9 protein-coding genes and 1 pseudogene are annotated in these 11498 nt (G+C 72.9%); 8 read left to right on the forward strand and 2 right to left on the reverse strand.

The genetic code is table 11. The annotated features are described in order from the left end of the window. From ACFWNV_RS22380 to ACFWNV_RS22410, 7 genes are all read left to right on the forward strand, one after another. The gene (locus tag ACFWNV_RS22380; protein WP_383949778.1) at positions 1-1485 is read left to right on the forward strand and encodes a flavin-containing monooxygenase; all 1485 of its coding nucleotides are present in this window, start codon (positions 1-3) and stop codon (positions 1483-1485) included. Between the two features lie 47 nt (positions 1486-1532). After that, on the forward strand, positions 1533-2003 hold the full coding sequence (locus ACFWNV_RS22385) for a DUF2834 domain-containing protein (RefSeq protein WP_383949782.1): 471 nt from the start codon (positions 1533-1535) through the stop codon (positions 2001-2003). Between the two features lie 8 nt (positions 2004-2011). Next, positions 2012-2782, forward strand: coding sequence for a 2,3-dihydro-2,3-dihydroxybenzoate dehydrogenase (locus ACFWNV_RS22390; protein ID WP_383949785.1), 771 nt, complete (start codon positions 2012-2014; stop codon positions 2780-2782). Positions 2783-2911: 129 nt separating this feature from the next. After that, entirely contained in the window at positions 2912-3574 is a 663-nt protein-coding gene (locus tag ACFWNV_RS22395; RefSeq protein WP_383949788.1) for an isochorismatase family protein, read from the forward strand. Then, positions 3571-5502, forward strand: coding sequence for an anthranilate synthase family protein (locus ACFWNV_RS22400; RefSeq protein WP_383949791.1), 1932 nt, complete (start codon positions 3571-3573; stop codon positions 5500-5502). Before ACFWNV_RS22395 ends, ACFWNV_RS22400 begins: the two co-directional genes overlap by 4 nt. Beyond that, positions 5499-6743 (forward strand): 3-hydroxybenzoate 6-monooxygenase, encoded by a 1245-nt coding sequence (locus tag ACFWNV_RS22405; protein WP_383949794.1) that lies wholly within the window; start codon positions 5499-5501, stop codon positions 6741-6743. Before ACFWNV_RS22400 ends, ACFWNV_RS22405 begins: the two co-directional genes overlap by 4 nt. Next, positions 6740-7831, forward strand: a complete 1092-nt coding sequence (locus tag ACFWNV_RS22410) for a polyprenyl synthetase family protein (RefSeq protein WP_383949797.1) — start codon at positions 6740-6742, stop codon at positions 7829-7831. The genes ACFWNV_RS22405 and ACFWNV_RS22410 overlap by 4 nt, the downstream gene beginning before the upstream one ends. Before the next feature lie 25 nt (positions 7832-7856). On the opposite strand, the gene ACFWNV_RS22415 is transcribed toward ACFWNV_RS22410, so the two are convergent. Together ACFWNV_RS22415 and ACFWNV_RS22420 are read right to left on the reverse strand one after the other, a co-directional pair. Continuing rightward, complete coding sequence (locus tag ACFWNV_RS22415) at positions 7857-9386, reverse strand: YfcC family protein (protein ID WP_383949805.1); 1530 nt, start codon at positions 9384-9386, stop codon at positions 7857-7859. A gap of 26 nt (positions 9387-9412) precedes the next feature. Next, a complete protein-coding gene (locus tag ACFWNV_RS22420) occupies positions 9413-10813 on the reverse strand; it encodes a M20/M25/M40 family metallo-hydrolase (RefSeq protein ID WP_383949800.1) in 1401 nt (466 codons plus the stop codon). 315 nt (positions 10814-11128) lie between these two features. On the opposite strand from ACFWNV_RS22420, the pseudogene ACFWNV_RS22425 reads away from it, so the two are divergent. Then, positions 11129-11498, forward strand: a pseudogene (locus tag ACFWNV_RS22425) (hypothetical protein); the annotation flags it as partial.

Consider the following 11498-nt stretch of genomic DNA (forward strand, 5'->3'; position numbering starts at 1 on the left):
ATGAGTCCCGATCACGAAGTCCTCGTCATCGGCGCGGGGTTCTCGGGCATCGGAACCGCGCTCGGCCTGCGCCGGGCGGGCATCGACGACTTCGTCGTCCTGGAGGAGCGGGACGACGTGGGCGGCAGCTGGTACGCCAACAAGTACCCGGGCGTCGCCGTGGACATCTCCGCCTTCTCCTACTCCTTCGCCGCTGAACCCTTCGCCTCCTGGTCCCGGGTCTTTCCCCCGGGAGAGGAGCTGAAGGCATACGCCGACCACTGCATCGACGCGTACGGCCTGCGGCCCCACCTGCGCTTCAACTCCCGGGTCGAGCGGGCCTCGTACAGCGAATCGACGCACATGTGGAAGGTGGTCCTCGGCGACGGCACCTCGCTGACGGCGCGCTTCGTCATCTGCGCCACCGGCTGGCTCACCAAGCCCAAGACTCCCGCCATCGCCGGCCTCGACACGTTCAAGGGCGACCTCGTGCACACGGCACAGTGGGACCAGTCCCTGGACCTGGACGGCAAGCGGGTGGGAGTCATCGGCACCGGGGCCTCGGCCGTCCAGATCGTCCCGGAGATCGCCGAGCGCACCGAGCAACTGCACGTCTACCAGCGGACCCCCACCTGGCTGCTCCCGAAGCCCGACTTCGCGGTGCCGGAGTCCGTCCGCCGGCTCTTCCGCAGGGTTCCCGCGACGCAGCGGACGATCCGGCTGCTCACCGACGTCGTGACCGAGCTCAGCTTCGTGATCGCCATGGTCCACTACCGGCGCTTCCCCTTCCTGGCCAGGGCCGGGGAAGCGGCGTCGAAGCTCTACCTGCGGCGCCAGGTCAAGGGCGACCGGACGCTGATGCGCAAGCTGACGCCCACCTACCGGGTGGGCTGCAAGCGGCCGTCACTGAGCAAGGGCTACTGGCGCGCCTTCACCCGCGACGACGTCGAGCTCGTCACCGAGCCCATCGAGGAGGTCACCCCGTACGGCATCCGCACCGCGGACGGCGAGGAGCAGGACCTCGACGTGCTGATCCTGGCCACCGGATTCCACGTGCTCGACAACCTGCCGCCGTTCCCGCTGAGCGGCCAAGGGGGCCGGGACCTCAAGGAGTTCTGGAAGACCGAGCGGTTCCAGACGTACGAGGGCACGTCGATCAAGGGCTACCCGAACCTGTGGTTCATCGTCGGCCCCTATTCGTTCACCGGCGGGTCCTGGTTCGGAATGATCGACTACCAGGTGACCCACGCCCTGCGGGTGATCGGCGAAGCCCGGCGGCGCCGGGCCACGGAAGCGGTCATCCGCCCGGAGAAGCACGACGGCTCCTTCCGCAGGAACCTGCGCCGCATGCGCAACACCGTTTTCCTCGACCCGAGTTGCCGGGGCACCAACAGCTACTACCTCGACGAGCACGGGGACGCGCCGGCCGTCCGCCCCGCCTCCACCTACGAAGCGGCCTGGCGGGCCCGCCACTTCGACCTGGACGACTACAGCTACGAGCGATGATCCGCGGCCGGCCGGCCGCGGCAGGAACCAATGCCTGGGAGGCAGTTGTGACGCGTTTGAGCGAGGTGCGCGGAAGGGACCGCGCACTGTGCTTCCTCTACGGGGCGTCCGCCCTGATCGGCCTGATCGTCATGGGGTGGATGGCCGTCGCGTTCGTCGTGCAGAACGCCGACGCCGGTGCGCTGGGCGTCGTGGAGAACTTCCTCCGCGACTCGACGACCAATCTGGCGACCCAGTTCGTCTACATGGACCTGGTGCTCACGTGGGCGGCCGTCGGCGCCTACATGATCGTCGAGGGCCGGCGGTACGGCATCCGGCACGTGTGGGCGTACATCGTCGGAGCCCCGGCCATCGCCCTGATCGTGACCTACGGCCTCTTCATGCTCGTACGCCAGCTGAAGATCGCGGCCCTGCGCGAAGCCGAGGGGGCGCTCGCCGAAGGCGAACGGTCCCGCTCCGCAGAGGAGTTCGCCGAGGGCTCCGCCCTGCGGCCCCTTTCGGCGACGGCCTCGCGATGAGTGACGGGATGGCCCGCAAAGTCGCCCTGGTGACCGGCGCGGCCGGCGGCATAGGCTCGGCCGTGGTCCGCCTGCTCGCCGAACAGGGCACGGTGGTGGCCGCCGTGGACCTGGACAACGGACAGCTCTGGGAAACGGTCGAGAAGCTCGCCGCCGAAGGACTGCCCGTCCGCGGCCACCCGGCGGACGTGACGTCGAGCACCGACGTCGAAGCGGTGGTGGAGGCGGTCGAGGAGCAACTGGGGCCCATCGACTATCTGGTGAACGCCGCCGGGGTGCTCCGCCTCGGCGAGGTCGCGGACCTGAGCGACCAGGAGTGGTACCTCACCTTCGCGGTCAACGCGAACGGGGTCTTCTTCGTGTCCCGCGCGGTGGTCAGCCGCATGGTGTCGCGCCGCAGGGGTTCGATCGTCACCGTCGCCTCGAACGCCGCGGGCACCGCCCGCTCGCACATGGCCGCCTACGCCGCGTCCAAGGCCGCGGCGGTCGCCTTCACCAAGTGCATGGGCCTGGAGGTCGCCCGGTACGGAGTCCGCTGCAACGTGGTCGCCCCCGGCTCGACCGACACCCACATGCTGCACGGCATGCACGCCGACGGCAGCGCGGTCGCCGCCTCCGTGGAGGGGGACCCGGCCGCCTACCGGACCGGCATACCGCTGGGAAAGGTGGCGAGCCCGGAGGACGTCGCCCACGCGATCCGCTTCCTGCTGTCGGACGAGGCCGGGCACATCACCCTGCAGGGCCTGACCGTCGACGGCGGCGCCACCCTCGGGGTCTGACCCACCCGGCGCCTCCCGTCCCGCCCGGCGCGTCCCGCCGTACCCCCCCGCTCCGCCACCGGTGCGGCCCAGGCCCCCGCCCGGGTCCGCTCCGTCCACCGAACGCATCCCGAAAGGACCGACCACCGCATGGCAGGCCTCCCTTCCATCGATCCCTACCCGATGCCCCTGCCCGGTGAGTTTCCTCCCGCGGCGGTCGGCTGGCGGGTGGACCCGCGGCGCGCCGTGCTGCTCGTCCACGACATGCAGGAGTACTTCCTCCGGCCGTTCGCGCGGGGAACCTCCCCCAGGGACCCCCTCGTGCGCAATGCGGCCCTGCTGCGCAGGCGCTGCGCCGAACTCGGCATCCCCGTCGCCTACACGGCCCAGCCCGGCGGGATGACCCCCGTGGAGCGGGGCCTGCTCGCGGACTTCTGGGGCCCCGGCATGCGCCCGTCGCCAGAACACCGCCAGGTCGTCGCGGGACTCGAACCAGCCCCGGACGACTGGGTGTTCACCAAATGGCGCTACAGCGCCTTCTTCAACTCCGGCCTGCTGGAGCGGATGCGGGCCGAAGGCCGCGACCAGCTGGTCATCTGCGGGGTCTACGCGCACGTCGGGGTCCTGATGACGGCGGTGGACGCGTTCACCCGCGACATCCAGCCGTTCCTGGTGGGCGACGCCGTCGCCGACTTCTCCGCCTCCTACCACCGGCTCGCCCTGGAGTACGCGGCCGAGCGGTGCGCCGCCGTGGTCACCACGGCCTCCGTGTGCGAGGCGCTGGCCGCCGTACCGGCGGGGGAACGGCGGTGACCGGGACGGGCAGGCCCGCGGCCGGGCCGGGCACCGCCGCGGCCCCGGACCTCCTCGCACGGGTGCTGGACGGCTCCGCGGGAGCCTTCGCCCTGCTGTACCGCCCGGAATCCACGGCCCCGGGCACCCTGGAGGTGCTGCTGGGCGACACGGCCGCCTGCGCCACCCTGGCGGACCTCCCGCTCACGGACCCCGCGGACCCGGCAGCGGACCCCGCGGCCCCGGCCGGCGGGGGCGAGGTGCTGGCCCTGGTGCCGTACCGGCAGATCACCGAGCGCGGGTTCGCCGCCCTCGACGACGGCGAACCGCTGATCGCGCTCACCGTCACCGACCGGCAGGACCTCCCGCTCGCCGCGGCCCTGCGCCGGCTGCCGAACGATCCCGTCAAGGTCGAGTCCGAGGAGTTCGACCTCTCGGACGAGGCGTACGCGGACATCGTGCGCCGGGTGGTCGCCGACGAGATCGGCACCGGCGAGGGCGCGAACTTCGTGATCAAGCGGACGTTCACGGCCTGGCTGCCCGACTGCTCGGTCGTCGGCGCGCTGTCCTTCTTCCGCCGCCTCCTCGAACGCGAGGCCGGGGCCTACTGGACCTTCCTCGTGCACACCGGCGACCGGATGCTCATCGGCGCCACCCCCGAACGCCACATCAGCGTCCGCGGGGGCACCGCGGTGATGAACCCCATCAGCGGCACCTACTGCTACCCCCCGGGCGGCCCCACGCTCGACGGAGTCCTGTCCTTCCTGACGGACCGCAAGGAAGCCGACGAGCTGTACATGGTCGTCGACGAGGAACTGAAGATGATGTCCCGCCTCTGCCGGTCCGGCGGGCGCCTCATCGGCCCCTACCTCAAGGAGATGACCCGGCTCGCGCACACCGAGTACCTCATCGAGGGCAGCACCGACCTGGACGTCCGCGACATCCTCCGGGAGACCCTGTTCGCCCCCACGGTGACCGGCGCACCGCTGGAGAACGCCGCCCGGGTGATCAGCCGCCACGAGACCACCGGACGCGGCTACTACAGCGGCGTCGCCGCCCTCATCGGCAGGGACGCCTCGGGCGCCCGGAGCCTCGACTCAGCCATCCTGATCCGCACGGCCGACATCGCCGTGGACGGCCGGCTGCGCATCGGCGTCGGCGCCACGCTGGTACGCCACTCCGATCCGGAAGCCGAGGCGCGCGAGACCCGGGCCAAGGCCGCCGGGCTGCTCGCGGCCCTGGCCGGCCCCGCCCCCAGCCGCTTCGCCGCCCACCCCGAGGTCCGCGCCGCGCTGGCCCTGCGCAACGAGACCGTCGCCGGGTTCTGGCTGGACGACCCGGGCGGCAGGAGCGGGGCCACCGCCGAACTGGCCGGGCGCCGGGTCCTCGTCGTGGACGCCGAGGACACCTTCACGGCGATGCTCGCCCAGCTGATCCGCTCCCTCGGCGCCGAGGTCACCGTACGGCGCTTCGACGAGCCCTACGACACCGCGGCGCACGACCTGGTGGTCCTGGGCCCCGGACCGGGCGACCCCGGAGACCTCGGGCATCCGAAGATCGCGCACCTCAGGGCCGAGGTCGCCCGGCTGCTCGCGCGGAAGCAGCCCTTCCTCGGGGTGTGCCTGAGCCACCAGGTGCTGAGCGGGTTCCTCGGACTCGGCCTGGTCCGCCGGGAGGCCCCGAACCAGGGGGTGCAGCGCGAGATCGACCTGCTGGGAGGGCGCGAACGGGTGGGCTTCTACAACACGTTCGCCGCCCGGGCCGAGGCCGACGTCCTCGACCATCCCGACCACGGCCGGGTGACGGTGAGCCGGGACCGGGACACCGGAGAGGTGCACGCCCTGGAGGGCCGGCACTTCGCCTCCGTACAGTTCCACGCGGAGTCCGTCCTGACCCAGGAAGGCCGGCGGATCCTCGGTTCGCTGCTCACCGGGGTGCTGCGGCCGTGACCGCCCACCCGAAAGCGCACCCGAGCGCGACCGCGCGCACGCACGAGACCACGACGCACGCACTCGTCGCCGGCGGGGGCATAGGCGGTCTCGCCGCCGCCCTCTCCCTCGCACGCCGGGGACACCGGGTCACGGTCCTGGAGCGCGCGGAGGCCTTCACCGAGATCGGCGCGGGCATCCAGCTCGCCCCGAACGCCTTCCGCGCCCTGGACCGGCTGGGCGTGGGCCGGGCCGTGCGCGAGCGGGCGGTGTTCACCGCCGAGCTGCGCTTCATGGACGGAGTCACCGGCGAGACCGTAGCCACCCTGCCCCTCACCGAGCGCTACCGCCGCAGGTTCGGGGGCCCCTACGCGGTGGTGCACCGCGCCGACCTCTACCAGCCGCTGCTCGCGGCCTGCCGCGCGGACGCGGGCATCGAGCTGGTGACGGGCGCCGCCGTGCGCTCGTACGCGCAGCAGCCCTCGGCCGTCACGGTGTCCACGGCCGACGGCCGGACCTTCACGGGCGATCTGCTGGTCGGAGCCGACGGCATCCGCTCGGCCGTCCGCGCCCAGCTCGTCGGCGACGGGCCCCCCAGGGTCAGCGGGCACACCATCTACCGCTCGGTGATACCGATCGGGAAGGTCCCCGAGGAGCTGCGCTGGAACGCCGTGACGCTGTGGGCGGGCCCCCGATGGCACTTCGTCCACTACGTCATCGGGGGCGGGAAGTACCTCAACCTCGCCGCGACCCTGGACGACGGCGCGCGCGAACCCGTGGCGGGCCGGCCCGCCCACCGGAACCTCGTGCGCGAGCGCTTCCGGGACCTGCGCGGCCCGGCCCGCCGGCTCCTCGAACTGGGCGGGGAATGGCGCGAGTGGGTGCTGTGCGACCGCGATCCCGTGGACGTCTGGACCGACGGGCGGGTGACCCTGCTGGGAGACGCCGCCCATCCGATGCTCCAGTACGCCGCCCAGGGCGCGTGCCAGAGCCTGGAGGACGCCGTCGTCCTGGGCGAACTCCTCGGCGGCGCCACCGCCGACGACGTGCCCGCGCGCCTGGAGAAGTACAACGCCGAACGCCGCGAGCGCACCGCACGCACCCAGCTCCTGGCCAGGGAGATGGGAGAACGGCTCTACCACCCCGCCGGCGAGGCCGCCCGCGCGCGCAACGCGCTGCTGCGGTCACTGAGCGAGGACGACCTGTACGCACACATGGCCTGGCTGCACGGCGCCCGGCCCTCCTGGGAGGAGACAGCATGAACCGTCTGGACGTGAAGCCGAGGGTCCGCGGCGCCGTGGACGTACCCGGCCTGCTGGAGCGGGGGCGTACCCTGTCCACGCCCGCGCTGCGCCGGGCCGTCGAACGGCTGGCGGCGCCCATGGACACCATCGCCGCCTACCACTTCGGCTGGATCGACGCCGACGGGAACCCGTCGGACGGCGACGGCGGCAAGGCCCTGCGGTCCGCCCTCGCGCTGATCTCCGCCGAAGCCGCCGGAGCCCCGCCCGAAGCGGGGGTCACCGGGGCGGTCGCGGTCGAGCTCGTGCACAACTTCTCACTGCTGCACGACGACTTCATGGACGGCGACGAGCAGCGCCGCCACCGCGACACGGTCTGGAAGGTGCACGGCCCGGCCCAGGCGATCCTGGTCGGGGACGCGCTGCTGGCGCTCGCCAGTGAGGTACTGCTGGAGCTGAACACGGTCGACGCCACCCGCGCCACCCGCCGGCTGAACACCGCGACCCGCAAGCTGATCGACGGCCAGGCCCAGGACATGTCCTTCGAGCAGCGCGACCGGGCGACGGTCGCCGAATGCCTGGAGATGGAGGGCAACAAGACGGGCGCGCTGCTCGCCTGCGCCATCTCCATCGGCGCCGTCCTGGGCGGCGCCGACGACGCGACCGCCGACGCCCTGGAGCGCTACGGGTACCACCTCGGCCTCGCCTTCCAGGCCGTCGACGACCTGCTCGGCATCTGGGGCACCCCGGAGCAGACCGGAAAGCAGGCGTGGAGCGACCTCAAGCAGCGCAAGAAGTCGCTGCCGGTGTGCGCGGCGCTCCAGGCCGGCGGGCCGGCGTCGGAGCGCCTGGCCGCACTGCTCGCCGCCGATGCGGGGGCCGCCGGAACCGGGGCCGCCGCAGGCGCACCGGACGAGGTGTTCGACGAAGCCGAGTTCGCCTTCCGGGCCGCCCTGATCGAGGAGGCCGGGGGCCGGGCGTGGACCGCCGACGAGGCGAGGCGGCAGTACGACACCGCCCTCGCGGCCCTCGACGAGATCTACCTGCCGGAGGAGGTCCGCGAACAGCTCACCGCCCTCGCCGACTTCGTCGTCGTCCGGCGGCGCTGAGCCCGGCTCCGGCGCGGGGCCGCCGTCACATCGCGGCGCCCAGGGCCAGGAACCCGCAGATCAGCACGAAGAGGATGCCGAGCAACGGCCAGACGAAGCGCAGGTACTTGTCGTAGCCGACCTTGGCCAGCGCGACACCGCCGATGGTGACGGCCGTGGTGGGGACCCAGAGGTTCATCCAGCCGCTGGCCGACTGCCAGGCCGTCACCATCAGCGCACGGGAGACCCCGGCGAAGTCGGCGAGCGGGGCCAGGATCGGCATGGTGAGCGTGGCGTGCCCGGAGGTGGAGGGGATCAGGAAGGCGAGCGGGAGGTTCACCAGGAAGACGATGATCGCGAAGACCCCGGACGAAGTCCCCTTCACCACGCCCTCGATGGAGTGCAGCACGGTGTCGGTGATCTGCGAGTTGTTCATGATGACCGTGACCCCGCGGGCCAGCATGATGACCAGGGCGGGCGAGATGAAGTCGGCGGCGCCCTGGATGATCGTGGAGCTGAGCTTGGCCTCGCCCATCCGGGCGACCAGGCCGATCAGCACGGCCGCGCAGATGAACAGCGCCGCCAACTGGGCGAAGGACCAGTCCAGTTCCCAGCCGTACGGGGTCGCGTCCGCGTCGCCGGTCAGTGCGCTCGACCAGGGCACCACCGAGAAGATCATGAAGGCGAAGACGAGTACCAGCAGGACCAGCACGGTCTTGTGCAGCCCGGTCAGCTCCGGTTCTGCGCCCTCGGGGTAGTCGGCGCCGGTGGCCTTCTGCTCCCGGTCCCCGGGCAGGAACCCGCAGATCGACTTGGACGGGTCCTTCTGGACCCGCCGCGCGTACCGGATCACGTAGAGCACGGTCACCGTGGTCAGCACGATCCACATGAGGAAGCGCAGCCCGATCCCGTCGCCGAGCGAGATGCCGGCCGCCGAGGAGGCCACGCCCGTCGCGAACGGGTTGACCGTCGAGCAGAGCACGCCGACGCCCGCACCGAGGATGGCGGCGCCGACCGCGACCAGCCGGTCGTAGCCGAGGGCCAGCATCATCGGCACCAGCAGTCCGTAGAACCCGAGGGTCTCCTCGGCGAAGCCCTCCACGGTGCCCAGGATCGAGAAGACCACCATGACGGCTGCGATCAGCAGCGCCCCGCGGTCGCGCAGCCGGTGGGCCAGGCGGGCGATGCCCCGGTCCAGGGCCCCGGTGGCGAACACGACGGTGATGAAGGCGCCGATGGCGAGCACGAAGAGGAACACGCCCGCGCTGCCGTACAGATCACCGCTGAAGGTGGGCCCGACCTCGCCGGTCTTGGGGTCCTGGAGCCCGTAGAGCCCGTTGACGGGGGAGAGGAACAGGTCGTTCAGGCGGTCGGTGAAGCTCTGGGTGCCCTCGACCCGGTGGTAGGTGCCGGAGACGGGCGTCCCGCTGTCGCTGCGGTCGTACTCGCCGGCCGGGATGAGGAAGGCCAGCAGCCAGATTCCGACGGTGACGATGGCCAGGATGGTCAGGGCGCTGGGGAAGGTGAACTTCCGCGCGGGCGGCGGTTCCTCCGGCGGAGCCTGCACGGTCGGGATCTGCGGCGGGGCCGGGGGCGTCGTGGTCACTGTTCGCCTCCCGGTGACTTCGGGGCTCGCGCCGCGCCGAAGTCCGCCGCGTACTCCCGGACGAAGGCGGCCATCGCCACCACCGTGTTGCGCACCTCCGACAGCAGCACCCGCTCGTTCGGCGCGTGCAGATTGCACATGCTGTCCTGGGCGCCGAACAGCAGCACCTCCGCGCCCGGAGCCGCCCGCGCGAGGCCGTTCACCAGCGGGATGGAGCCGCCAGTGGCCACGTACGAGGCCTCGGTGCCCCAGGCCTCCTTCAGCGCGGTCAGCGCCGCCCGGTACGCCGGCCCGCCCGTCCGCGCCTCGAATCCGGGGCCGGTGTCGCCGGGGGTGACCGTGAGCGGGATCCCGAAGGGGCGCTGCGCGCGCAGGTGCGCCACGAGCGCGGCCCGGGCCTCCTTCGGGTCCTGGAGCGGATGGAAGCGAAGGTTCAGCTTGGCCCGGGCGTACGGGACCACGGCGGAGGCCGCCCCCGCCACGTCCGGGGCGTCCAGCCCGATGACGGTGACGGCGGGCCCGCTCCAGAGCCGCTCCCCGAGCGAGCCGGTGCCGATCAGCGGCAGCCCGTCCCGGACGGAGGCCAGCTCGCGGAACTCCTCCTCGGTGTAGGTCGTCCCCTCCCAGGGATCGCGGCGCAGCCCGGGCACCGCCACGTCTCCGTGCTCGTCGTGCAGGGTGGCCAGCGCCCGGAGGAGGACCAGCAGGGCGTCGGGGGCGGCTCCGCCGAACTCCCCGCTGTGCCGCGCCTCCGCGAGGGTGCGCACCTCCACCACGACCTCGCAGGCCCCGCGCAGCCCGGTGGTCAGGGTCGGGGTGCCGGGGCGCAGGTTGCCGAGGTCGGCGATGACCATCGCGTCGCAGGCGAACCGGTCCGGATCGGTGGGCGGGTAGTCGTCGAAGGGGCTGCCGTACTCCTCCTGCCCCTCGATGACCAGCTTGATCCCGACGGGCGGCCGGCCGCCGTAGACCCGGAGCATGCCCAGGTGGGCGATCACGTTCGACTTGTCGTCGGCGATCCCGCGCGCCCGCAGGGCGCCGGGTACTCCGTCGACGGGCGTCGGCTCGAAGGGCGGGGAGAGCCAGAGGGACTTGGCGCCGGCGGGCTGGACGTCGTAGTGGCCGTAGAGCAGGACGGTCGGCGCGTCCGGGTGCGGGGGCGGGATCTCGCCGTAGATCACCGGGGCGGTGTCGGGCAGGTCGATCCGCTCGATGGAGGGGACGCCCGCCTCGCGCAGCAGGGAGACGATCAGATCGTGCGCCTCCAGGACCGGCTCCGGCGGGTATCCGGGGAAGGCGACCGAGGGGATCGACGCGAGCCGTTCCAGGTCGGCCCGGAGGCCGTCCATCAGGGTGTCGACCTGTGCTTCGAGGGTCTGCGAGCCGTCCGCGTCCACCTGCCACCGTCCCTGTGCTCCCCGGGGCGACCCCGCTGAGCTGCGGGATCGGGTTCTCCGATCATCGGCGGGCGGAGCGGGCCGCGCCGTGACGGAGTGGGCCGGACGGGTGAACGCCGACCGCGGGGACGGGAGCGGGTACGGGAGCGGAGCCGGTGCGTGGCCGGTGCGGGCCGGGTGCCGGCCGGACCGGGGGCGGCCCGAAGTGGGCTGCCATGGGCCGATCTTGACCTGTCTGCCGCGTATCGAAGCACCGCCTTGATCGTTTCTTCAGGCGTAGTCCTCATCCCTGCTGCGGAATCGGGAGAACGCGCGGTGACCGCTTGGCAGTACTTCGCCGGGGCCGGCCTGGTGGCGGCGCTCTGCCCGCTGCACGGTCACGTGGCGGTCGCCGGAGACGGCCACGGGCGCGGCGCCCGGGTCGACCTCTGTGTTCCCGCCGGGTCGCAGCCGCGGCCGCGGCCGCCCGGGACGCCCTCCGCGTCGCTTCCGGTCCCGGGTCCGGTTCCGGCCGTCCGGCCGACCGCCCGGGTGCTGCTGCCCGGACCGGCCGCGCCGACGGTGCGCCACCCGGGGGCGGGGCCGCTCGCCCCCGCCCGGCCCGGCCCGGCGGCGGAGCCCGGCCCGGGGCCGACGGCGCAGGCAGGGCCCGAGGCGGCGCAGCCGCGGGCGGCCGCGGCGGAGG

This window comes from Streptomyces sp. NPDC058401 (assembly GCF_042722885.1).
Taxonomy (GTDB): domain Bacteria; phylum Actinomycetota; class Actinomycetes; order Streptomycetales; family Streptomycetaceae; genus Streptomyces.

What these genes read in the sequence shown, in the direction of transcription:
- ACFWNV_RS22380 (WP_383949778.1), top strand. Translation starts at nt 1, where the DNA reads ATGAGTCCCGATCACGAAGTCCTCGTCATCGGCGCGGGGTTCTCGGGC.
- ACFWNV_RS22390 (WP_383949785.1), top strand. Translation starts at nt 2,012, where the DNA reads ATGGCCCGCAAAGTCGCCCTGGTGACCGGCGCGGCCGGCGGCATAGGC.
- ACFWNV_RS22395 (WP_383949788.1), top strand. Translation starts at nt 2,912, where the DNA reads ATGGCAGGCCTCCCTTCCATCGATCCCTACCCGATGCCCCTGCCCGGT.
- ACFWNV_RS22410 (WP_383949797.1), top strand. Translation starts at nt 6,740, where the DNA reads ATGAACCGTCTGGACGTGAAGCCGAGGGTCCGCGGCGCCGTGGACGTA.